Here is a 21,931-nt window from a genome sequence, read left to right on the forward strand (position 1 = left end):
ACCACGGCAACTGCACCGGCAACCCCATCCCTCACCCCTCCTCCCGCCACGGCCCCTCCACCGGCCGGAACAACCGCCGCAGCGGCACCCGATCCTCCAACCGAAACACCCGCACCGCATTCCCCCCCAAAATCAAATTCATGTCGTCCTGAGAGATGTCCAACCGCAACAACTGCCGAAAACTCCACCCCCAAAAATCCACCTGATGCCGCGGAATCCCCCACCTCCGTACCTGCTGCGCAAAACTCCGCGGAGGCGGCCCCGGCCGCCAGTAAACCGGCATGCTCGCCCCCCAGTCCGTCCCCCACAGCAACTTCTCCGGTCCTACATTCGGATCCGCCAACGCCTTCTCATACAACTCCGCCCACCACAGCCCCGTCTCCAAAAACACATTGTCGTGGCTGCCCGCCACGTGCAGCGCCTCCTCCACCCACCGCTCCAAATACCCCGCCTGCATCCCCCCATGGTCCAGAATCAACGGCACATCCGGAAACTCCGCCGCAATGTCCGTCAACCACAACACCTGGAGGGACTCCGGAAAGATGTGATGGGTCAGCGGATACCCCTGCACCACCCCCGTGTGGATCCGGGCCGGCACCCGGTGCTTGCGCGCCACCTGCAGGATCACCCGGATCTGGTCCAGCCGCTCCGTCAGGCTCAGGGAGGTCCGCCGCCGGGGGTCGTAGGGGATCCCCTCCCCGATGCCCACGAACTTCCCCGTGCTCAAAAGCCGATCCAGCTCCTGCGCCGCCGCCTCCGCACTCCACTCCATCTCCCCCCGCAACGCCGCCTTCGCCGTCTCCACCGCCGTGCAGCACGCCACGAACTTGTCCGGATGCCGCTCCACGAGCTGCGCGTTCAACTCGTTGCTCATCCCGAACCCCGGCAGCAGCACGCACATGTCCACCCCGTACCGCTCCATGTCGTACAGCAACCGCGCGGAGTTGTCGTACGCCTCCATCCCCCGCATGACGGAGGCGAGGTTCTCGTATCTCGTGCTCCCCCCGAGCTGCGGGCCTGCGGCGAACCGCTGCGCGTGCACGTGGGTGTCAATGATGAAGCGACCCAGTCGCATGCTTCCCCCCATCCCTTGGATTTCTCCGGAACCGTCCAAAGCCAGCTGTGATCCTCGAAAGGTACGGGAGCCCCGGCCGCGGAGGAGACAGCGCCCATGGCCGGGAGACCAGCGGAGATCCGTGCCCCATCCTCACCCGCCTAGAACCCTAGCATGGTGTAAACATTTGTGTCAACCAAATTGGAACTCTTCCGGGCCACGTGTTATGCTAGGAACCGCAACCATCCCGGGGAGGCCTGCGACATGGGGGAGGCGAGGGGCCCACGGACCCTTCAGGAACTCTTGGATTCGGTCCCGAGCATCGTGGACCACCTCTACAGCAATCCCAAAGGCCAATGGCTGGCCCGACGTCACCCGCCGCACCTCGTCCCTCCGGAGTTCACCAATTGGAGGGAGGAGCAGCAGGCCTGGCGCGAGACCGTGGCCCTGTACGACCAGTCCTACCACATGACCATGACGTACGTTCGGGGCCCGGATGCCATCCCCCTGTTCTGTGCTCTCGGCGTGAACCGCTTCACCACCTTCGGCCCCGGCCGGGCCCGCCACTTCGTGGCCTGCGCCCCGAGTGGGTACGTCATCGGGGATGGGGTGCTGTACTGCCTCCGTCCGGAGGAGGTGGTCCTCGTGGGCGGAGCCGCGCCCCATCACTGGGTGGAGTTCCACGCGCAAACGGGAAGTTGGAAGGTGACGGTGGAGCGGGATGAGAGTTACGCGCGGAACCCCACCGGCAGGCGCACCGTCTACCGGTACCAGGTGGAGGGTCCCAGGGCGCCCGCGCTGATGGAGCATCTGAACCGAGGTCCGCTTCCCCATCTCCGGCCGTTTCAGATCGCGCCCATCCGCATCGCGGGACACACGGTCTGGGCCCTGCGCCACACCATGGCCGGCGGCCCCGGCTTCGAGCTCTTCGGCCCCTGGGAGGAGGGGCCAAGTGTGCGGGAGGCCATCCTGGAAGCCGGAAAGGCCTTTGGCCTGCGACAGGTGGGGACCCTCGCGTACTTCACCACGGGGGTGGACCTCGGATGGATCCCCCGCGTGCTCCCCGCCATCTACACGGGCGAGGAGCTGCGGCCGTTCCGGGAGTGGCTCCCGGTAACCAGCGGGGAAGCCACGTGGTCCCTGGGCGGAAGCTTCTACTCTCCGAACGTCGAGGATTACTATCTCACCCCCTGGGAACTCGGCTACGGACATCTCGTCCACCTGGACCACGAGTTCGTGGGCCGGGAAGCTTTGGCCCGCATGGCCTCTCAGCCCCGCCGCCGCAAGGTCACCCTCGTGTGGGAGGCAGAGGACGTGGCGGAGGTCTTCACCAGCTTCCTCCGACCCGGACTTCCCGCCCGCTATCTGGATCTTCCCCTCCCCACGTACGCGGTCTGGCAGTACGACGCGGTGCTCGACGAGCACGAGAGCCTGGTGGGGATCTCCACGTATGTGGCGTACAGCTGGAACGAGCGGGCCCTCCTCTCCCTGGCCGTGGTCTCAGCCGAGTTCGCGGAACCCGGGAAGCGGGTAACCGTGATCTGGGGGGAGCCTGAAGAGGGAGCAAAGAGCCGGCCCTGGCTGGAGCCCCACCGGCAGGTCCGGATCCGGGCCACGGTCGCTCCTGCGCCCATCAGTCCCCTCGCCCGGGAGCACCCCTCCGCCGCCCGCCGCTAGGACAGGCCCCGCGCTTCCCTGTCCGCAGAGACGGGGACCCTCTCTGCCGGCGTCACCAGCCGCCGGAGGAGTTCTGTGGCATGCGCGCGAACCGCCTCCGCATTCCGCAGCTTCACGTGCTCGTACCCCCGGATCCGATCCGGGAGCTGCAGGAGTTCCAGGACCTGCGCGTACGTCTCGGGCCGCAGGTGCTGAACCGCCCGTTGGACCACTTCCCGGTACCAACCGATGAGCCGCCGTTCCTCCCGCCGCACCCGGGTGTGTCCGAAGGGGTCGAGAGGCGTCCCCCGCAGGCGCCGCAGGGCCCGAAGGAGTCGGAAGACGGGCAGGATCCACGTCCCCACCTGGATCTTGCGCCTCAGGCCCAGGGCCCGAAGGACGGGCGGGTGCAGGTGCAGCCGGATATTCCGGGCGCTCGGGAAGACCCGGCGGAGCTGCTCCCAGAACTCCTCCCGCAGGTACAGGCGGGCCACCTCGTACTCGTCCTTGTAGGCCATGAGCTTGTGGAGGGATCGGATCACCGCGTGGGTGAGGGGGCCCGTGTGCCCCATGATCTGCCGCTCCCGGGCAGCCACCCGGAGCACGAAATCCACGTACCGCCTGGCGTACCGGGCGTCCTGGTATTCCATGAGATCCCCCACCCGGATGACCAACATCCGCCTCGACTCCTCATCGAGATCCCGGCACCGTGCCAGGAGCGCCCGGTAGGCCCTCCGCCCTGTCCATCCCAGCCGCCGTTCCAACCGGATCTGTTCCTCCTCGTACGGAAGGCTTGGAGGCTCCACCAGCGCTCGTACGCGCTCGGGCGCGTGCACGAGGAGCCGGCCGTACCGGAAGGCCTGGAGGTTCTCCTCCACCTGCACCCCGTTGAGCCGGATGGCCCACTCGATGCTCTCCGCCCGGAGGGGAAGCCGCCCCGCCTGGTACGCCACGCCCAACATGAGGAGATTCGTCATCATGTAGTCGCCGAACAACGCCTCCGCCACCCGCCGCCCCTCCACGTACACGTTCTCCGAGGCCCGGGTGTACTGGGCAATGGTGCGCTCAAGCACCTCGGGGGACACGGTGGCGAACGGGTCCCGGATCATCTCGCCCGTGGGGAGGACCGTGGTGTTCACCACGGCCACGGAGCGCAGGGGGTCGCACCGGTCCAGGTTCTGAGGCGCCACCCCGCCGATGAGGTCCAACACCAGGTACAGGTCCGCCTTCCCCAGACCCACCTTGTTCGACCACGCCTGGCCCCCCCCGGGTGTAAGAACGAGGCTGCTGATCACCGCCCCCCACTTCTGCGCGGCTCCCGTCTGGTCGTAGCTGAGTACCCGCAGCCCATCCCGCCACGCGGCGAAGCTCAGGATGGCGCTTACGGTGAGGACCCCGGTCCCGCCTACTCCGGGCATGTAGATGTGGTAGGGGCCCTCCGGGCGCACCTTTCCCGGAGGCTCCGGGATCGCGTCCGGTCCCAGCACGGGCGGGTGGGGGCGGGCAAACCCTCCCGGGGCTTCCACGGTCACGAAGGAGGGGCAGTCCCCCCGTAGACAGGAGTAGTCCTGGTTGCAGCTGGAGAGGTGGACCTGGGTCTTCGGCCCGAACTCCGTCTCCACCCGCTGCAGGGACATGCAGTTGCTCACCTGCCCACAGTCACCGCATCCCTCGCACACCCGCTCGTGGATCATCACGTACCGCTCAGGCCGGGGGAGTTTCCCCCGCTTCTGCTGCCGACGGCGCTCGTTCGCACACATCTCGTCATAGATGTAGACGGTGGTGCCCTGAACCTGCCGGAGATCCCGGAGGGCCCGCTCGTGTTCGTGGGCGGGATAGACCGTCACATTGCGGGCCAGTCCCGCGTTCCGGTAGCGGTTCGGGTCCTTCGTGACAATCGCGATCCTCCGGACCCCGTCCGCCTCCAGCATCCGGGTAAGCTCCGGGATCCCCACCTGCCCCACGGGCTGCTGCGCGCCCGTATTCGCAATGTACCCGTTGTAGAGGATCTTGAAGGTGATGTTGGCACCCACGCTGGCACTGAACCGGATGTTGGGATAGCTGGAGTGAAATAGCGATCCGTCCCCCACGTTTTGCACCATGTGGGGCTGGTCCACAAACGGCTGCAACCCCAACCACGGGAGCCCTTCCCCCCCGTACTGGGTCATGGCCACGATGTGACGGTGCGGCTGCTCGATGATGGAGGCAAAGGAGTGGCATCCGGGGCTTCCCCACGCCACCTGCCCCGGAAGCAGGACGGTGGAGGTGTTGTGAGGACAGCCGGAGCAGTAGTTGGGCATCCGCGATCGGGCGGGCGGGTACCGCCGCTCCCGGATGGCCCGGAGGCGCTCCGTCCGCGCCCGGACCCCCGGGTGGTCTCCCAGGTACGGCTTCAGACGCTCGGCGAGAATCTCGGCCACCAGGTCCGCATCCATGGCTCCCTGAAGGGGAAAGAGGGGGGCTCCGTGCTCGTCGTTCTTCCCCACCACCTTGATGGGACGTCCGAGGTCCAGCAGGGCCTCCTTGACCTGTGCTTCAACGAACCCCCGCTTCTCCTCCACCACGATGACCTCTTCCAGATCCCGGGCGAATTCCCGGAGGACCCGGAGCTCCAAAGGGTAGATGAGGCCAAGCTTCAGCAGCCGGATGCCCAGCCCCCGCAGGGTCTCCTCATCCAGGCCCAGATCCGCGAGGGCCTGACGCACGTCCGTGTAACTCTTCCCCGCGGTGACGATGCCCACCCGCGCCCGAGGAGGGTCGATCACGATCCGGTTGAGCCCGTTGACGGCCGCGTAGGCCCGTACCGCCGCGTGGCGCTCCCGATAGAGGTGGCGCTCCGTCTCCACGTTGGTGCCGGGAAAGAACGTGAAGTCCGTACGTTTCCGGAAGGGCTTGCCGTCGATCTCCAGCTCCGGGATCACGATCTCCGGCCGGTCCGGGTGGACACAGACCACCTCCCCCCCGTCGCACAGGGGCGCCACCAGCTTCATGGCCACCCAGCACCCGCTGAACCGGGAGAGGGCGATGGCGTGGAGACCCAGTTCCAGAAACTCCGCCACGGAGGCGGGATAGATCACGGGGATGCCGTGGGTGAGGAAGGCGTAGTCGTCCTGGAAGGGCATGGTGCTGGACTTGCCCTCGTGGTCTTCCCCGGCCAGCACCACCACGGCCCCGTACCGGCTCGTGCCCGCGAAGTTCCCGTGCTTGAGGGCGTCGCCGCTCCGGTCCACGCCGGGCCCCTTCCCATACCAGATCCCCACCACCCCGTCGTAACGGGAGTGGGGATAGGAATCCAGCATCTGGGTCCCCATGAGAGCCGTGGCCGCGGACTCCTCGTTCGGGGCAGGCCGGTGCACCACGTGGTGGGCCTCCAGGAGGTTCCGGACCCGCTGCAGGGCCACATCGTAAACGCCGAGCGGCGAGCCCGGGTACCCGCTGATGAACACCCCCGTGCGCAGCCCCGCCCGACGATCTCGCCGGACCTGGTCCAGGGGCAGGCGTACCAGCGCCTGAATCCCCGTGAGGTACACCTCCCCTTCCTCCAGGGTGTAGCGGTCCTCCAGGCGCAGTTCCTCCAGGGACCGGGCCATGCCCTACTTCCTCCCCAGCTCCCGGATGGCCTGCCGCAGGTACGTGAAGTCAAACACCCGCTCGATGGGGATGGGCTCCCGGTACCGCAGCAGGCCCCGGCGCATATAGAACCGCTGCTGGTCCTCGAGCTGTCGGACGTCCACCGCCAGGTTGGGGTCCAGGTGATGCGGCCGGGCCTTCCGGATGATCTCCAGGGAGGCCCCGGTGTACTTGGCCATCAGCTGCATGTTGTCCTCGCGCCGCCACCCGTTGTCGAGTGCAAGGTCCCGCCCGGCCCGGAGATACGCCACCATGAACCGCTGCGCGAGTTGGCGGTTCCGCTCCGCCCAGGTGGCGTTCCAGAAGATGAAGGTGAAGGGGATGGGCTTGGCCCCCGGGGGCTTTCGGAGTGGCCGGATGCCCACGCCTCGCTCCTCCGCGATGGTGGGGAAAGGCTCCGAGATGATCCCCGCCCAGATGGCGCCGGTCTCCAGGGCCGGGACCATGTCGGGGAACGGCATGGTTTTCAGGTCCACGTCCTCGATGGAGATCCCATCCAGCCGCAGCGCCCGATCCATCAGGTACTCCGTGACCACGCCCCGGGCGTTGATGGCCACGGGTTTGCCTTTGAGCTGCGCGATGCGGTTGATCTCGCTCCCCCACACCGCTCTCCGCACGGTGAAGTAGTCCTCCAGGAAACCGTTGTGCAGGGAGGCCACGAACTTCACCGGGAGGCCTTCGTGGATGGCGTTGAAGGCGGCCGCGCCAAGGGCTCCGCCGCCCACCTGCAGCTGCCCGATGGCCACCTGAGAGAGGATCTCCGCCCCACTGGGCAACCGCACCAGCTCCACCTCAAACCCCTCCTGCGGGAGATACCGTTCCGCCGCGATGAAAACCGCGGCCATGGAGTCCGTGGGGATGTAACCGATCCGGATCCGCGTCCGCTGGGCAGGCGCGGCGGCCAGCCCCACCGCGAGGGCCAGCACCACCACGAGGCTTCCGAAGATCCACCCGCGACGACCCATTTTTCTCCCCCCTTCTCTTGTGTTTTAAGCCCAAACGTCCACCGTGGGTTGCCAGCGCAGAAGCCGATCCTGCACCCGCCTGAGCCCCCGGGTGAGCAGGATGCCGATCCCTCCCACCACCACGAGGGCCGCGAACATCTGCGGGGTGGCCAGCATCTGCCAACTCCGCCACACCAGGTGGCCGAGCCCGGATTTCGCGATGGCGAACTCCACCGCGATCAGGGTCACCAGGCTTAATCCCAGGCCCAGCCGCAGCCCCGTGAGGATCCCGGGGAGGGCCGCGGGCAGGATCACCTTCCAGAACAGGCCAAATCCCCGGGCCCCGTAGTTCCGCCCCACCTCCACCAGGAGGGGGTCCACGTGCCGCACCGCGTCCATGGTGTTCACCACGATCTGGAAGAAGGCGGTGAGGGAGGCCGTCACCACGAAGGCGGGATCTCCCACCCCGAGGAGGATGAGGAAGAGGGGAAGCAGGGCGACCTTCGGAAGGGGATAGAGGAACATCACGTAGGGATCCAGGGCCCGACGCGCGGCGGTGAACAGGCCCATCAGGATCCCGATCCCCAGACCCGGGAGCGAGGCCAGCAGGAAGGCACTTCCCAGCCTCCCCAGGGTGGCGAGGGTATGGAGGGCAAGATCCCCGCCCCGGAAGTCCTGCCACAGTACCTGCAGGATCCGGGAGGTGGGGGGAAAGTACGCGGGGTTCAGCAGGCCGCCCCGGGAAAGCCCCTCCCACAGCAGCGCCGCGGCCACCACCCCGACCGTGGCCCGCAGTTCCCGGGGAAGCAGCCCTCCCCGGGCCGCGGCCGCCCATCCGCTCACAGCCCTCTCTCCAGACCCCGCTGCCACGGCACCAGCCTCTGCCGGACTGCCTCGAGCCCGTAGGTCACCGCCAGCCCCAGGGCCGCGATCACCAGCAACCCCGCGTACATATCCCGCACCCGCAGGGTCTGCCAGCTGAGCCACAGCCAGGCTCCCAAGCCCGCCTCCGCCCCCACCATCTCCACCGCGATCACCACGATGAGGGTGAGTCCCAACGCCAGCCGGAGCCCCGTGAAGATCCAGGGAAGGGATCCCGGCAGGAGCACCTTCATGAACAGGCGCCAGCCCACGGCACCGTAGTGCGTGGCGGCCTCCAGGAGACTCCGATCCAGCTGCCGTACCCCCGCGGTGGTGTTGATCACCACCAGCAGAAAGGAGGTCACCGCGGCCGTGGCCACCCGGGCGGCCTCTCCCCGCCCCAGCACGATGGCCGCGAGCGGCAAGAACAGCACGCTGGGAATGGGATAGACGAAGGCCACGAGGGGATCCACCACCTCCCGGGCCGTCCGCCACACCCCCAGCACCAGGCCCAAGGCCACGCCCGGGAGGGCCGCCACCAGGAAGCTCCAGAAGAGCCGGCGCAAGGTGACGGAGAGGTGCTGGCCGATGACCCCCTCCCGAACCAGGGCGGTGAACTGGGCCCCCACCACGGTGGGCCGGGGGAAGAACGCCTCGTGGATCCACCCCGCCCGGGCCGCTCCCTCCCACAGGCCGAGGAGAGCCACCACGGAGAGCAGGGAGAGCAGGAGTCCCCCGTCCCGCAGCCCCCGCCGCGCACCCCGTTCAGCCATACGCGGCCTCCCGGAGAGCGGCATCCACCTCCTCCCGCAGCAGGTGCCAGATCTCGTTGTAAAGCTCCGCGAACTGGGCCGAGCCCTTCTGCTCCAACGTCCTCGGCCGTTCCAGGCGGACGGGGACCACGGCCTTCACGCGGCCGGGACGGGCCGTCATCACCACCACCCGGTCCCCGAGCAGCACCGCCTCGTCAATGGCATGGGTCACGTAGATCACGGTCTTGCTGAACTGGGCCCACACCCGGAGCAGCTCCTCCTGCATGAGGTTCCGGGTCTGGGCGTCCAGGGCCGCGAACGGTTCGTCCATGAGGAGGACCTCGGGATCGTTCGCCAGAGCCCGGGCGATCCCCACCCGCTGCTTCATGCCCCCGGAGAGCTGGTGCGGGTAGGCATGCTCGAACCCGCTGAGTCCCATCTTGGTGAGGATCTCCCGGGCGTGTCGGTACCGCTCCACCCTGGGGATGCCCCGGTTCTCCGGGCCGAAGGCCACGTTGTCGAGGACCGTGCGCCACGGCAGCAGGGCATGCTCCTGGAAGACCATGGCCGTGAGGGGACGGGCCGTGTCCTCCCTCCGGATCTCCACCTGCCCCGCCTGGTAGGGCACGAGTCCCGCAAGGACCCGCAGGAAGGTGGACTTCCCGCACCCGCTGGGTCCTACGATGCAGCAGAACTCCCCCGCCCGGACCTCCAGGGAGAAGTCCTGGAGGGCGGTGACCTGGCGGCGTCCCGCCAGGTAGGTCACCTGGAGGTTCCGCACCACCACCTTCGGAGGTGCCGGAGTCAACCCCTCCTCCGGCCGGGGTACCCGCAGGGTTTCCTGCATCTCCCACCGCCTTCCTTAGGTACCACCCCGCCCGCGATCGGAGCAAGGCGTGGCCCTTCCGCCTGTCCACGGGATGCTTCGATCCCCTCCCGCGGGGTTCCTGCCCGCATTTCCCGGAGACCGCCGGGAGCGCCCGCGGTACAATGGGCCCGATGGGGTACATGGAGAGGTGACCCGGATGGAGCGAACCCAGGTGGCCATCATCGGCGCGGGCCCCGCAGGGCTGCTGCTCGCGCACCTCCTCCACAGGGCGGAGATCGAGACGGTGGTGCTCGAGGCGAAGAGCCGGGAGTACCTGGAGACGAGTCCCCACCGCATCCGGGCCGGGGTGCTGGAGTGGGGGACGAAGGAGATCCTGGTGGGGGTGGGCCTGGGGGATCGACTCCTCCGGGAAGGGCTTGAGCACCGGGGGATCTACATCGCCTTCGAGGGCAAGCTGCACCGGGTGGACTTCCCGGAACTCGCGGGCGGATGGCGGATCTGGGTGTACGGCCAGCAGTACGAGGTGCGGGACATGATCGCCACGCACCTCCGGGCGGGGGGTCGGATCCTCTTCGAGGCCGAGGCGGTGGGCCTCGAGCACGTGGAGGAGAGGCCGGAGGTGGTGTACCGGCTCCCGGATGGACACCTCCGGCGGCTGGCCGCGGAGTTCGTGGTGGGCGCGGATGGGTCCCACAGCATGGCCCGTGCGTACATCCGGGGGGCGCAGGTCCACGAGAAGGTGTACCCCTTCGGATGGCTGGGCATCCTGGCCGAGGCTGAACCCGCCGCGGAGGAGCTGATCTATGTCAGCCATCCCCGGGGGTTCGCCCTCTTCAGCATGCGCAGTCCCACCCTGTCCCGGAACTACCTCCAGGTCCGGCCGGACGAGGATCTCGCGGCCTGGCCCGAGGACCGGATCTGGGCGGAGATGGAGCGCCGGCTGGACGGCCTGCGGCCTCTCCGGCCCGGTCGCCTGCTGGAAAAGAGCCTCACCCCGCATCGAAGCCTGGTGGTGGAGCCCATGCAGTACGGCCGCCTTTTCCTCGCGGGCGACGCCGCCCACGTGGTCCCGCCCACGGGGGCGAAGGGCATGAACCTGGCCGTGGCGGACGTGATGGTGCTCTATCAGGGATTCCTTCGGTACTACCGGGAGAAGGACGAAACCGGCCTCGCGCGGTACACGGACACCTGTCTCCGCCACGTGTGGCAGGGGGAGTTTTTCTCCTACTGGATGACCACCCTCCTCCACCGCTCCTCAAACCCCTTCGATGAAGGGCTGCGGGTGGCTTACCTCCGCCACGTCCTGGAGAGCCCGCACCTGCTCCGGTTCCTGGCGGAGAACTACGTCGGCCGTCACACGAGCGGGCGATACGTGGAGTACGCCCGGACGGCAACCTCCCTCTGAGAGGTCCGCCGGAACCCCTCCTCAACCCGGGGGGAACGGCGTCCGCCGGCCTCCCCTCACCCGACGGGCCACGGTCACAAAGCCTGTATGGGCCACCATGCGGTGGGCGGGCCGCACGCTCTGTCCCCGGAGGTTCCACGGCCGCACCAGGGTCTCCGTGGTCTCGATGAGGGCGAAGGCACCCGAGGCCCGCAGGGCTTCCTCGGTCTGGTGGGCCTGGAGGACCGTGGGGACGTAGGAGAGGAAGATGCCGCCTGGCGGCATGGCCTCCGCCGCGTGCGGTACCACCCGCCAGGGCTCCGGCAGGTCCAGCACCACCCGATCCACGGGGGCATCCGGAATGCCCTCATAGATGTCGTGCACCCGGGCCACCAGGTGATCCTGAGGCCCCAGGTAAGCCTCGATGCGGCGGAGGGCATGGCGCTGGAACTCCTCCCGCACCTCATAGGTGTAGACCCGGCCCGCGGGACCCACCGCCCGCAGGAGGGCCATGGTGAGGGCCCCCGTTCCGGTTCCCGCCTCCACCACCCGGGCCCCCGGAAAGATGTCCGCGGCGATGAGGATCTGACCGAGATCCTTGGGGTAGACGGGGGTGGCGACCCGGGGCATGAGGAGCACGTAGTCCGCGAGGGTGGGGCGCACGGCCATGAAGTCCTCTCCCCGGCTGTTGCGCACCACCACCCCCTCTTCCTGCCCGATGAGCTCGTCGTGGGCGATCTTGCCCCGGAGGTCCTGGACCCGGCCCGCCTGGAGGGTGGTGAGGTAGCGACGGCCGTGGCGGTCGATGAGGAGGACGAGCTCCCCGGCCTCCAGCGGACCCGTGCGCATCAAGGGGCCACGGGACGCGGGGCGTCCAAGGTCCGGATCCGGAGCCGGGCCGCGGCCCGCTCCGTCATCCGGCAGAAGGCGCAGACCTCCGTGGTGGTGGGCTGACCGCAGCGCAGGCAGCTGTGCACCTCTGCGGGAGGCTGGTGGGACTGCAGCAACGGCCGCAGCTTCTCGAGGAAGTTCCAGTACAGGCTCTGCTTGGTACCGGGTGCGCCGCGCTCCAGAAGGTTGAGGGCTTCCTTGAGCAGGAGCGTGCGGGCCCCCACACTGTTGGGACACTCGTCGAGGATGTAGTCGATTCCCCGCAGCACCGCGTAGGCCGCGGTCTCGCGCTCCGCGATCCGATAGAGCGGCTTCACCTTCCTCACCAGGGCCGGATGGGTGCGCTCCAGCACCGGGGTCTGGCGCACCAGGGCCTCCACGTTGCCGGAGATGAGGTTCCCGAGCAGAACCGCGGCCTCGTCGTCCAGATTGTGGGCGGTGGCCACCACGTCGAACCCATGCTCCAGGGCCACCTGGTTGAACAGATACCGCTTGCTGAGGCCGCAGGCGGAGCAGGCCACCCGTCCCGTGAGCCGGGCCAGGTCCTCCACCCCTGCCCCGTAGGTCGCGGGGAGATCCACCACCAGGAGCTCCGCCCCGCGTTCCCGGGCGAAGTTCTCGCACTTCTCCTGGGAAAGCCGCGAGTATTCCCCGATCCCCAGGTTCAGGTGCAGGCCCGTCGCCCGGTACCCCAGGCGCAGCAACACGTCCCAGAGGACCAGGCTGTCCTTCCCCCCGGAAACCGCCACGAGGACCCGGTCGGATCGGGTGAACATCCGCTCCCGGTCAATGGCCCGCTGGACCTGGTGCTCGAACCACTCCAGAAAGTGCGGGCCGCAGTAAGCCGCGTTGTGCCGCCGCACCTCCACCGCGGCGGTGCTTCTACACTTCACGCACCGCACGTCCGCCTCCGGAAACCACGGGCCGGATCTCCAGCTCGTCCTCCTCCGCCACGGGCGCATCCAGGGTCAGCAGCTCGGTTTTCCGGATCACAAGCACGGTCTCCGGGTTGAGGCCCAGTTGATCCAGCACCTCCCGGACACGCCGCGGCCCGTGGAGTTCCACTTCCCGACGCTGGTGGCGAATCCGGATCTTCACGAGGCCATCTTACCCGGAGGTCGCACCCCCGCTCAACCGTGGGCGTCCCGGGACAAGGTTACGGCACGACCCGGATCCGGATTCCCCGCCCGACCCCGCGGACGTGGCGTCGAGATGCATGTTTACGGATCCTCCACCACCGCCGTGGCCTCGATCTCCACCAGGATGCGGGGATCCACGAATCCGCTGGCTCCGACGATGGTGGTGGCCGGCCGGATTTCCCCGAACACCTCCCCGTGGGCCCGGCCGGCCTCCTCCCACCGGGAGGGGTCACGGAGATAGATCCGGGTGCGTACCACGTGCTCGAGGGAAGCCCCGAGTGCCCGCAGGGCCTGCCCGATGATCTCCAGGGCGGCCCTGGTCTGGGCGTAGTAGTCCTCCCCGCCCAGGATGTTGCCCCGCTCGTCCGCAGGGGCGGTGCCGCTCACCTCGATGAGGGAGCCCACCCGCACCGCCCGGGAGTATCCCACCACGGCCTCCCAGGGCCGGTTTGCGGGAACCCTGCGGCGCGCCATCCCTATCCTCCTACCGGGTCTGACCCGGAGTCTGGACTCCGCCGTCTTCCAACAGCCGCCGGAGGGGCAGACGGTGCCGGTACACCCCCAGGGCCGCGGCGAGTACCCCGAACCCCACGTACTCCCAGGGCTCCCGGAGGACCAGCATGGTGAAGGGGACGGAAAGGAGGGCGAGCACGGAGGCCACGGTGACCATCCGGGTAAGCGCCGCCACGATGCCCCACACGATGCCGGCCACCCCCGCGGCCCATGGCGAGAGGGCGAGGAGCACCCCGAAGCTCGTGACGACTCCCCGCCCGCCCCCGAACCGCAGGAAGACGGACCAGCTGTGGCCCGCCATGGCAGCCAGGCCCGCCGCCACCGCCCAACCGGGAGCAAGCCCCAGCCGCTGCGCGGCGATCACCGGCAGGGCTCCCTTGAGGAGGTCTGCGAGAAAGACGACCGCGCCCCCGTAGGGCCCGGCGATCCGGTAGACGTTCGTGGGGCCGAGCTGCCCGCTCCCGTACTCCCGGAGATTCACCCCCACGAGCCACCGAACCAGGAGGAGTCCCGTGGGCACCGCCCCCAGGAAGTAGCTCAACACCACCATCAGGATCCCCATGACGGTGGAGGGAATTCGTCAGAGGGCGGCCGCTTACCTGCGGGAACGCAGGTGGATCCGGAGAGGCGTACCCACCAGGTCAAAGGAAGCCCGCAGGCGGCCTTCCAGGTATCGGAGGTAGGGCTCATCGCCGAGTCCGGGGTCGTTCACGAAGAGGACGAGGGTGGGCGGCCGGACCGCTACTTGGGTGGCGTAGTAGATCTTGAGGGGACGGCCGGAGGCATCCGTGGGTGGGTGGGCCTCCCGCACCGCCCGCGCGATGGCCCGGTTGAGAGGGCCCGTGGGGATGCGGAGGGCGTGGCTGGCATCCGCCCGGACGACCAGATCCAGGATCCGGCGCACGTTCCTCCCCGTCTTCGCGGAGGTGAACACCACGGGCGCGAAATGCACGTGTCGGAGGGCCTCGTGTACCTGCCGCGCGAGGTTCGTGGCGTTCTCCGGGGGAACGAGATCCCACTTGTTCACCGCCACCACCAGGGCCCGCCCCGCTTCCACCACCTCCTGTGCGATCCGCTGGTCCTGATCCACAGGACCTTCCGTGGCGTCCAGCACCAGCACCGCCACGTGCGCCCGCTCCAGGGCTCGACGGGTACGGGTGGTGCCGTAGAACTCGAGAACGTCCCGGATGCGGGCCCGACGGCGCAGGCCCGCGGTGTCCACGAGCACGAAGGTGCGGCCGTCCGTCCGCAGCACCACGTCCACCGCGTCCCGGGTGGTCCCGGGGGCTTCGTCCACCAGCACCCGATCCATCCCCACCAGGGCGTTCACCAGGGAGGACTTGCCGACGTTGGGGCGCCCCACGAAGGCCACGGGAATCCCTTCCTCCAAGGGTGTGTGCTCTCTGCCCTCCGGGAGGCGCGCCACGACCCGGTCGAGGAGCTCCCCGATCCCGTACCCGTGGAGGGCGGAAACACCCACCACCTCAGGGAATCCCAGGGCGTGGAACTCCGCGGTGAGGACATCTTCCCGGTCGGGCTGATCCACCTTGTTCACCACGAGGATCACGGGGCGTTGGGCCCCGCGGAGGGATCGCGCGATCTGCGCATCCTCCGGGACCAGCCCGGCCCGGCCGTCCACCACGAACAGCACCACATCCGCCTCCTGGGCCGCGGCCTGGGCGGCCGCGCGCACCCGCTCCGCGATCCGGTCCTCTGGAGCGCTCACCCATCCTCCGGTGTCCACCACCTCAAACCGCCGGCCCCCCCACTCCACGAGGGCGGAGAGGCGATCCCGGGTGACTCCCGGGATGTCCTCCACGATGGCGATGCGTCTCCCCACCAGGCGGTTGAAGAGGGCGGACTTCCCCACGTTGGGCCGGCCCACGATGGCCACCACGGGAACCCGATGCATGACGGGAGCGGTTCAGGCGCCCAGGGCTGCGCGGATCTCCTCGAGACGGCGGAGCACCTGCTGGATGATCCAGTCGGGCGTGCTGGCGCCCGACATCACGCCCACGGTGCAGCCCGACCAGAACCAGCCTGGATCCAGTTCCTCCGGGGTCTCAATGTGGTAGGTGGGGCGGCCGTGCCGTCGCCCGATCTCCGCGAGGCGGGTGGTGTTCGCGCTGTGGCGGCCCCCGAGTACGAGGAGGACATCCACCTCCGCCACCAGGCGCTCCGCCTCCTCCTGTCGGATGGCGATGGCAGGACAGAGGGTGTTGATCACCTTGGTCTCCCGCACCCGAAGCACGATGTCTCCCACGATGCGGCGGAAGTTCTCCACGGACTGGGTGGTCTGCGAGACGACGGCCACCTTGCCCCGCAGCGGCAGCCGGGCCGCCTCCTCCGGAGTGTGCACCACGGCTACCCGATCCCCGAGCTTCTCCTTCAGGGTGACCATCTCCGGGTGCCCGTGATCGCCCACCGCCACCACGAAGTACCCCTCCTCCGCGAGCTGCTCCGCGATGAGGTGGGCCCGGGTGACCACGGGACAGGTGGCGTCCACGATCTCCATCCCCCGGCGACGGACCGCCTCCAGGACCGCCTCCTCCACCCCGTACGCGGAGACCACGAAGGCCTCCCCGTCCAGATCCTCCAACCGCCGGGCCACCCGCACGCCCGCCCCTTCTAGGCGGGCCACCTCCTGCGGGTTGTGGATGAGCGGTCCCCAGGTGTACGTGGCGCCGTGCTTTTCCGCGGTGCGGAGGGCGATCTCCACCGCCCGTCGCACACCCCCGCAAAACCCCATGTGCCGAGCCACGATGACCCGCATCCTCTGCCTCCGCTCCTGCCCCCGTCAGCATACCACGGGGGAGCCCCTCACGACCTCCGCGGCGCGGAGGTCTCCCGGGAGCGGACGGGGGGCTTCACGCCCAGGAGTTCCGCGATGGCCCCCATGATCCGGTCGCTGGCCACCTCCAGCCCCTCCCGGGTGCCGGGAAGACCGTCCAGCCGAAAGGGAGGTCCGATGCGGACCTCGATCCTGCGGGGCCTGGGAATCCAGGCTCCCTTGGGCATGGCCTCCAGGGTCCCCAGGATCCCCACGGGGAGGATGGGGGCCCCGGCCCGCAGAGCCAGGAACGCGGCCCCGGGCTCCGCGGGGAGCAGGTACCCCCGGGGGTTTCGGGTGCCCTCCGGGAAGATCACCACCGCCTCGCCTCGCCGGATGAGGTCCAGGGCCGTACGGATGGCGGCCCGGTCCGGTTCTCCCCGTCGCACGGGGAACGTCCCCACGGCCCGCATCCACGCGCGCAGGAGAGGGATCCGGAACAGCTCCTCCTTCGCCATGAAGTGCACGGTCCGGCGGAGCGCGCACCCCAGCACCGGGGGATCCAAGGCGCTCCAGTGGTTGGAGACCACGAGGAGAGGGCCACAGAGGGGTTCGTGTTCCTGTCCGACAACCCGCATCCGGAACAGGGACCGCAACGCCGCGCGGAGGAAGACCTTGCTCACCTGGTACACCAGATGGTTCACCGTTCCCCCTCCAGGGCCCGGGCCAGGGCCGCGATCTCCTCCACCACCTCTTCCGGGGTTCGGCCCGTGGTGTCCACCACCCGGGCATCGGGCGCCCGGCGCAGGGGTGCGACGGCCCGGTTCCGTGCGAGCTCGTCGTCGCGGCGCACGATCTCCAGAACCCGCTCGTATGGGATCTCCAGCCCCGCGGCCTGGAACTCCGCCCACCGCCGGCGGGCCCGTTCCTCCAGGGAGGCGTCCAGGTAAATCTTCAGCTCCGCCTCCGGAACCACCACGGTGCCGATGTCCCGGCCCTCCATCACCACTCCTCCCCCCTCCGCAAGCGTCCGCTGCCGGGCGGTGAGGAAGGCCCGCACCTCCGGGTGCGCAGCCACCCGGGCCACCACCGCGTTCACCTCCACGGATCGGATGGCCTCCGTCACGTCCTCCCCATCGCACCAGATCCGGAAACCCTCCGGAGAGGGCTGGATCCGGAGCTCCAGGGCACGCGCGAGCTCCGCCACCCGTCCCCCGTCCTCCGGGGGAATTCCTTCCCGCAGAACCCGCCAGGCTACCGCCCGGTACATGGCACCCGTGTCCACGTACCGGTATCCCAGCCTCTTCGCCAGCAGGCGCGCCACCGTTCCCTTCCCCGCGCCCATGGGGCCATCGATGGCGATCACGGGACGCCGGCGCATGCGCCTCCCCGCAGAGCCGGGGGCAAGATCACGGGCCGGGCCGAGCGGGGGTGCGGGAGCACCAGGGGCTCCACCCCGTACACGGCCCGGAGGGAGTCCGCGGTGAGCACCTCCTCCGGGAGGCCCTGGGCGTACACCCGGCCCTCGCGCAGCAGGACCATGCGGTCACACACCAAACTGGCCAGGTTCAGGTCGTGCAGGGTGCACACCACCGCGGCACCGGAGTCCCCTAGATCCCTCAGGAGTTCCAGGGTCTCCCCCTGGTGCGCGAGGTCCAGGTGCGCGGTGGGCTCATCCAGGAGGAATACCCGCGCCTTCTGGGCCAGGGCCCGGGCGAGCAGCACCCGCTGACGTTCCCCCCCGCTCGTGGCCCCGAAGGGGCGGCGGGCCAGGTGTCGGGTATTCGTGCGGTCCATGGCTTCCCGTACCGCCCGCTCGTCGGCTTCCAGATCCCCGTGCGCGTAGCGTCCCATGCGGACCACTTCCTCGCACGTAAACCCCGGGGGACAGAGGGGATCCTGGGGCAGGTACGCGATCCAGCGGGCCCGCTCCCGCGGTGGGATGTCCGAGACCGGACGGTCCCCGAGGAGCACGGTGCCCGCGGTGGGCCGCAGCAGGCCTGCAAGACAGCGCAGGAGGGTGGTCTTGCCCGCACCGTTGGGACCGCACAGGGCCACCACCTCCCCTGGCCCCACCTCCACCGTCACCTCCCGGAGGACCGGAACGCCTCCGTACCCCGCCTGGACCGAGCGCGCCACAAGCCGCATCGGTTTACCGCTCCTCCTGCCAGGTGACTTCTGGATGGAGGACGCGCGCGATCTGCTCGAGGCCTAGGACGAGCCGGGGACCCGGCCGCGTCACCCAGGAGGGATTGAGCGCGTAAACCCGCCCTGCCCGCACCGCGTCCAGGAGGCGCCAGGCGGGACGCCGCATCACCCGGTCTCGGCCGGGGTGGAGGACCAGGATGACCTCCGGGTTCCGGCGGAGGATCTGCTCCTCGGAGACCTGGGGCCAGCCCGCCAGTTCCCGGAAGACGTTCTCGCCCCCCGCGAGCCCGAGGAGGTCGTGCAGGAAGGTCCCCCGGGCGGCGGTGAGAAACGGCTGATCCCAGACCTCCACGAAGACCCTGGGCCGCGGCCGGGAGCGGGGCAGCTGGGTCCGGATCCTGTTCACCCGCTCCCGCATTCCCTCCACGACTCCGCGGGCCCCCTCCGTCCTTCCCGTCACCTGGCCCAGGAGGAGGATGGCCCGATAGGTGTCCTGCAGGGATCGAGGATCCAGAGCCAGGACCCGGTACCCGAGGCCGCGCAGCCGTTCCAGGTTCGCCCGCTGGAGGCTCACAAGGCCCACCACGAGATCGGGCCGCAGGGCCGCGAGCCGCTCGTAATCCAGGTGGACCCCACCCACCTGGGGCTTGCGCCGTACCTCCGGAGGGTAGTCGTCCGCGGAGGACACCCCCACCACGAGATCCCGCGCGCCGATGGCGTAGAGGATCTCCGTCATGCTGGGGGCCAGGGAGACGATGCGACGGGGCGGTGCGGAGAACGTCAGGGTCTGTCCTAGGGCATCCAGTACCCGTACGGGTCCGGATCCCCACGCCGTCCCCGCGAGGAGCCCGGCGAGGAGAGTCGCGAGGAACCGCCACCCGGTCACCGCGGTTGTGAGCGTCCTCATCACGCAGACCCATGGCAGTATACGGCAAAGGTTTATCGTCGGAACAGCCGGCGCCACAGATCCCCAAGCCGGGAGGGCGCCCGAACCGGCTCTCCGGCCACGAGCGGGGCCCGGGCGACCGCCCGGCCGGCCACCACCACCTCCGCCCCTCCCACGACCTCCCCCGCCCCGATGGGGGGGTGCAGGTCCGGATGGGACCAGACCCGGAGGACCGCCCGGGTGCCCCGGGGGAGGGAGACCACGAGGTCGCGGGCGGCCACCACCGGCACGGTCAGGCCTCCTGCGATCTGGAACGACCCCACCACCGCTCCCCGCTGCGCGAAGACCCGGAGCTCGAACTCCTCAAAGCCGTAGTCCAGCAGCCGGGCGGCGTCTCGGAACACCTGGGGAGCGTTCAGGAGCACCACGAGGAGACGGCGACCGTTCCGGGTGGCGGAGGCCACCAGGCACCGTCCGGACTCGGCCGTCCATCCCGTTTTGACCCCGTCTGCCCCCGGGTAGTGGCCCAGGAGCCGGTTGCCGTTGAGCAGGCGAAGAGGCCCTTGGAGACCCGGATACTCGTACTCCCGCGTGCGGACGATCTCCCGGAAGACGGGATTCCGGAGCGCGGCCCGGGCGAGGCGGGCAAGATCGGAAGCGGTGGTGTAGTGGCCGGGTTGATGGAGGCCGTGCGGGTTCACGAAGTGCGTGTTCCGGGCCCCCAGGGCCCAGGCCCGGGCGTTCATCCGCCGGACGAACCCCTCCACGGACCCGTCCACCGCCTCCGCCAAGGCCACCGCGGCGTCGTTTGCGGACTTCACGAGGAGCGCGTAGAGCAGCTCCCGCACGGTCCGCCGCTCCCCCACCTCGAGCCCCACGGAGGATCCCTCACGCTGCGCGGCAGCCCTGGCCGAGATCCTGACCACGCGGTCCAAGGGGAGGTTCTCCAGGACCAGGAGGGCCGTGAGGATCTTCGTGGTGCTGGCAGGCGGACGCGGGAGGTCCGGGTTGCGGGCCAGGAGGACCTGGCCCGTACGCTCCTCGAGGAGCACGAAGGCCGTCGCCTCCACCTGCGGCGGCGCGCTTCCGCGGGCCGGGGACGCCAGGAGCCCGACGGTCAGCAGCAACCCTACTGCCCGGGCCCTCATGACCGCTCCCTTCCCCGGAGGGCGTCCTTTACCTGGACCTCCCCCAGAGGGGGGAGGTCCGAGAGGTCCCGCAGTCCGAACCGCCGGAGGAACAGCTCGGTGGTGCCGTACTCCACGGGGTGCCCGGGACCGGGCCTACGCCCCACCTCCCGGATCAGGCCCCGATCGAGGAGGCGTCGGAGGTGGGCGTCGCTGCGGGCTCCCCGGATGGCCTCGATCTCCGACCGGGTTACGGGCTGGCGGTAGGCCACGATGGCCAGGGTTTCCAGGACAGCCCGGGAGAGGGGCTCTGGCTGCAGATCCAAAAACCGCCGGACGAACTCCCCGTACTCGGGCCGCGTGCACAGTTGATACCCGCCCCCCACCTCCTGGATCATGAGGCCTCGCCCCTCGTACGCCCGCTGGAGCTCCTGGAGCAGGGCCCGCATCTCCTCCACGGAGCACCCCACCACCCTCGCCAACCGCTCGGGGGGTACGGGGCCGCCGCTCACGAGGAGCAGGCATTCCAGAGCCCCCAGCAACGTGCGGCGATCCCCGGGGGCGAATTCAACCCGCTCCCTCAACCCGCCTCCTCCAACCGTGGACCCGAACGGGATTCTGCCAGCCGGAGGCGAATCGGCGTGAACGGCCGGGACTGCTCGATCCGGATCCGGCCCTGCCGCACGAGCTCTAGAAGGGCCAGGAAGGTGACGATCACCACGAGCCTCGAATCCTCCGGCTGGAACAGGGCCTCGAACACCACGCCCGTGGGAGAGGCCGCCAGGGTCCGCAGGATGAAGGCCGCCCGCTCCTCCACGCTCACGCCCGCGGCGGGAATCTCCTCCACCACCTCGCGGCTGCGCTCGAGCACGCGACGGAACGCCGCGAGCAGGTCTTCCACGGAGACCCCCACCAGGGGAAGCTCCGAGGGATCCACCTCCACGGGAGGCCGGGTGAACACCCGGCTCTGCACGGCTTCCAAGGCCGCCAGGGCGCTTGCCACGTCCCGGAATGCCCGGTACGCTTCCAGGTTCACCTCCATGGGGGATTCCGCCTCCGCGTCGGCTTCCTCCACGTTCACCCCGGGGGCGGGTCGGGCGGGGAGGAGCTGCAGGCTCTTGAGGGCCACCAGCATCGCCGCCTGCTGGAGGAAGTGGGTCCGGGCCTCGAGGTCCTCTTCCGGCAGGGCGTCCAGGACCGAGCGGATGGCCTCCGCGACCGAGACCTCCCTCAGGTCCAGCTCCCCTACCTGAGCCCGGCGCACGGCCTCCGAGACCGTCCCCTCGAATCCCGGGATCCGGATCAACGGCTCGTCTCGGGTCACGGAAACGCCCTCGGGCGGAGGAA

General features: G+C 69.5%; 22 protein-coding genes. 2 read left to right on the forward strand and 20 right to left on the reverse strand.

Annotation, left to right across the window (positions count from 1 at the left end):
* Window positions 1-31: 31 nt before the first annotated feature.
* Window positions 32-1,075 (reverse strand): amidohydrolase family protein, encoded by a 1,044-nt coding sequence (locus tag QN206_11885; GenBank protein ID MDR7615504.1) that lies wholly within the window; start codon window positions 1,073-1,075, stop codon window positions 32-34.
* Window positions 1,076-1,318: 243 nt separating this feature from the next.
* Between QN206_11885 and QN206_11890 the strand changes: the two genes are divergently transcribed.
* Window positions 1,319-2,731 carry an aminomethyl transferase family protein gene (locus QN206_11890; GenBank protein ID MDR7615505.1) on the forward strand — a complete coding sequence of 471 codons (1,413 nt, stop codon included), beginning with the start codon at window positions 1,319-1,321 and terminating at the stop codon, window positions 2,729-2,731.
* Here QN206_11890 and QN206_11895 read toward each other — a convergent pair.
* The 5 genes from QN206_11895 to QN206_11915 are packed head-to-tail and all read right to left on the reverse strand — an operon-like array spanning window position 2,728 to window position 9,744.
* Entirely contained in the window at window positions 2,728-6,300 is a 3,573-nt protein-coding gene (locus QN206_11895) for an indolepyruvate ferredoxin oxidoreductase family protein (GenBank protein ID MDR7615506.1), read from the reverse strand. The two genes, QN206_11890 and QN206_11895, sit on opposite strands and share 4 nt — an antisense overlap.
* Before the next feature lie 3 nt (window positions 6,301-6,303).
* Window positions 6,304-7,305, reverse strand: coding sequence for an ABC transporter substrate-binding protein (locus tag QN206_11900; GenBank protein MDR7615507.1), 1,002 nt, complete (start codon window positions 7,303-7,305; stop codon window positions 6,304-6,306).
* Window positions 7,306-7,329: 24 nt separating this feature from the next.
* The gene (locus QN206_11905) at window positions 7,330-8,127 is read right to left on the reverse strand and encodes an ABC transporter permease (protein ID MDR7615508.1); all 798 of its coding nucleotides are present in this window, start codon (window positions 8,125-8,127) and stop codon (window positions 7,330-7,332) included.
* Window positions 8,124-8,918, reverse strand: coding sequence for an ABC transporter permease (locus QN206_11910; GenBank protein MDR7615509.1), 795 nt, complete (start codon window positions 8,916-8,918; stop codon window positions 8,124-8,126). The genes QN206_11905 and QN206_11910 overlap by 4 nt, the downstream gene beginning before the upstream one ends.
* Entirely contained in the window at window positions 8,911-9,744 is an 834-nt protein-coding gene (locus QN206_11915; GenBank protein ID MDR7615510.1) for an ABC transporter ATP-binding protein, read from the reverse strand. Before QN206_11915 ends, QN206_11910 begins: the two co-directional genes overlap by 8 nt.
* Before the next feature lie 178 nt (window positions 9,745-9,922).
* Between QN206_11915 and QN206_11920 the strand changes: the two genes are divergently transcribed.
* Entirely contained in the window at window positions 9,923-11,131 is a 1,209-nt protein-coding gene (locus QN206_11920; protein MDR7615511.1) for a 4-hydroxybenzoate 3-monooxygenase, read from the forward strand.
* A 21-nt stretch (window positions 11,132-11,152) separates the two neighbouring features.
* Here the strand turns inward: QN206_11920 and QN206_11925 are convergent, their stop codons facing one another.
* The 14 genes from QN206_11925 to QN206_11990 all read right to left on the reverse strand — a co-directional run bounded on the left by QN206_11925 (window position 11,153) and on the right by QN206_11990 (window position 21,908).
* Entirely contained in the window at window positions 11,153-11,959 is an 807-nt protein-coding gene (locus QN206_11925) for a tRNA (adenine-N1)-methyltransferase (GenBank protein ID MDR7615512.1), read from the reverse strand.
* A complete protein-coding gene (locus QN206_11930) occupies window positions 11,959-12,894 on the reverse strand; it encodes a TIGR00269 family protein (GenBank protein ID MDR7615513.1) in 936 nt (311 codons plus the stop codon). The genes QN206_11925 and QN206_11930 overlap by 1 nt, the downstream gene beginning before the upstream one ends.
* On the reverse strand, window positions 12,884-13,099 hold the full coding sequence (locus QN206_11935) for a MoaD/ThiS family protein (protein ID MDR7615514.1): 216 nt from the start codon (window positions 13,097-13,099) through the stop codon (window positions 12,884-12,886). The genes QN206_11930 and QN206_11935 overlap by 11 nt, the downstream gene beginning before the upstream one ends.
* Window positions 13,100-13,221: 122 nt before the next feature.
* A complete protein-coding gene (locus QN206_11940) occupies window positions 13,222-13,614 on the reverse strand; it encodes a RidA family protein (protein MDR7615515.1) in 393 nt (130 codons plus the stop codon).
* 10 nt (window positions 13,615-13,624) lie between these two features.
* Window positions 13,625-14,215: a glycerol-3-phosphate 1-O-acyltransferase PlsY gene (gene plsY, locus QN206_11945; protein ID MDR7615516.1), complete on the reverse strand. Its 591-nt coding sequence runs from the start codon at window positions 14,213-14,215 to the stop codon at window positions 13,625-13,627.
* Window positions 14,216-14,248: 33 nt separating this feature from the next.
* Window positions 14,249-15,565 carry a ribosome biogenesis GTPase Der gene (der, locus tag QN206_11950; GenBank protein MDR7615517.1) on the reverse strand — a complete coding sequence of 439 codons (1,317 nt, stop codon included), beginning with the start codon at window positions 15,563-15,565 and terminating at the stop codon, window positions 14,249-14,251.
* A 12-nt stretch (window positions 15,566-15,577) separates the two neighbouring features.
* Window positions 15,578-16,426, reverse strand: a complete 849-nt coding sequence (gene ispH, locus QN206_11955; GenBank protein ID MDR7615518.1) for a 4-hydroxy-3-methylbut-2-enyl diphosphate reductase — start codon at window positions 16,424-16,426, stop codon at window positions 15,578-15,580.
* 47 nt (window positions 16,427-16,473) lie between these two features.
* Entirely contained in the window at window positions 16,474-17,127 is a 654-nt protein-coding gene (locus QN206_11960; GenBank protein MDR7615519.1) for a lysophospholipid acyltransferase family protein, read from the reverse strand.
* Window positions 17,124-17,804, reverse strand: coding sequence for a (d)CMP kinase (gene cmk / locus QN206_11965; protein ID MDR7615520.1), 681 nt, complete (start codon window positions 17,802-17,804; stop codon window positions 17,124-17,126). The genes QN206_11960 and cmk overlap by 4 nt, the downstream gene beginning before the upstream one ends.
* A complete protein-coding gene (locus tag QN206_11970; protein ID MDR7615521.1) occupies window positions 17,786-18,571 on the reverse strand; it encodes a heme ABC transporter ATP-binding protein in 786 nt (261 codons plus the stop codon). Before QN206_11970 ends, cmk begins: the two co-directional genes overlap by 19 nt.
* Before the next feature lie 4 nt (window positions 18,572-18,575).
* Window positions 18,576-19,478, reverse strand: coding sequence for a cobalamin-binding protein (locus QN206_11975; protein ID MDR7615522.1), 903 nt, complete (start codon window positions 19,476-19,478; stop codon window positions 18,576-18,578).
* A gap of 32 nt (window positions 19,479-19,510) precedes the next feature.
* The gene (locus QN206_11980) at window positions 19,511-20,605 is read right to left on the reverse strand and encodes a D-alanyl-D-alanine carboxypeptidase family protein (GenBank protein MDR7615523.1); all 1,095 of its coding nucleotides are present in this window, start codon (window positions 20,603-20,605) and stop codon (window positions 19,511-19,513) included.
* On the reverse strand, window positions 20,602-21,168 hold the full coding sequence (scpB, locus tag QN206_11985) for an SMC-Scp complex subunit ScpB (GenBank protein ID MDR7615524.1): 567 nt from the start codon (window positions 21,166-21,168) through the stop codon (window positions 20,602-20,604). Before scpB ends, QN206_11980 begins: the two co-directional genes overlap by 4 nt.
* Window positions 21,165-21,908, reverse strand: a complete 744-nt coding sequence (locus QN206_11990; GenBank protein ID MDR7615525.1) for a ScpA family protein — start codon at window positions 21,906-21,908, stop codon at window positions 21,165-21,167. The genes scpB and QN206_11990 overlap by 4 nt, the downstream gene beginning before the upstream one ends.
* Window positions 21,909-21,931 lie beyond the last annotated feature (23 nt).

Source organism: Armatimonadota bacterium (assembly GCA_031460175.1).
Lineage (GTDB): Bacteria > Sysuimicrobiota > Sysuimicrobiia > Sysuimicrobiales > Sysuimicrobiaceae > Sysuimicrobium > Sysuimicrobium tengchongense.

Bases quoted from the DNA above. Each gene is read 5' to 3' on its own strand.
- QN206_11885 (MDR7615504.1), bottom strand. From the start codon at position 1,075: ATGCGACTGGGTCGCTTCATCATTGACACCCACGTGCACGCGCAGCGG.
- QN206_11890 (MDR7615505.1), top strand. From the start codon at position 1,319: ATGGGGGAGGCGAGGGGCCCACGGACCCTTCAGGAACTCTTGGATTCG.
- QN206_11895 (MDR7615506.1), bottom strand. From the start codon at position 6,300: ATGGCCCGGTCCCTGGAGGAACTGCGCCTGGAGGACCGCTACACCCTG.
- QN206_11900 (MDR7615507.1), bottom strand. From the start codon at position 7,305: ATGGGTCGTCGCGGGTGGATCTTCGGAAGCCTCGTGGTGGTGCTGGCC.
- QN206_11910 (MDR7615509.1), bottom strand. From the start codon at position 8,918: ATGGCTGAACGGGGTGCGCGGCGGGGGCTGCGGGACGGGGGACTCCTG.
- QN206_11915 (MDR7615510.1), bottom strand. From the start codon at position 9,744: ATGCAGGAAACCCTGCGGGTACCCCGGCCGGAGGAGGGGTTGACTCCG.
- QN206_11920 (MDR7615511.1), top strand. From the start codon at position 9,923: ATGGAGCGAACCCAGGTGGCCATCATCGGCGCGGGCCCCGCAGGGCTG.
- QN206_11925 (MDR7615512.1), bottom strand. From the start codon at position 11,959: ATGCGCACGGGTCCGCTGGAGGCCGGGGAGCTCGTCCTCCTCATCGAC.
- QN206_11940 (MDR7615515.1), bottom strand. From the start codon at position 13,614: ATGGCGCGCCGCAGGGTTCCCGCAAACCGGCCCTGGGAGGCCGTGGTG.
- plsY (MDR7615516.1), bottom strand. From the start codon at position 14,215: ATGGGGATCCTGATGGTGGTGTTGAGCTACTTCCTGGGGGCGGTGCCC.
- der (MDR7615517.1), bottom strand. From the start codon at position 15,565: ATGCATCGGGTTCCCGTGGTGGCCATCGTGGGCCGGCCCAACGTGGGG.
- ispH (MDR7615518.1), bottom strand. From the start codon at position 16,426: ATGCGGGTCATCGTGGCTCGGCACATGGGGTTTTGCGGGGGTGTGCGA.
- cmk (MDR7615520.1), bottom strand. From the start codon at position 17,804: ATGCGCCGGCGTCCCGTGATCGCCATCGATGGCCCCATGGGCGCGGGG.
- QN206_11970 (MDR7615521.1), bottom strand. From the start codon at position 18,571: ATGCGGCTTGTGGCGCGCTCGGTCCAGGCGGGGTACGGAGGCGTTCCG.
- QN206_11975 (MDR7615522.1), bottom strand. From the start codon at position 19,478: ATGAGGACGCTCACAACCGCGGTGACCGGGTGGCGGTTCCTCGCGACT.
- QN206_11980 (MDR7615523.1), bottom strand. From the start codon at position 20,605: ATGAGGGCCCGGGCAGTAGGGTTGCTGCTGACCGTCGGGCTCCTGGCG.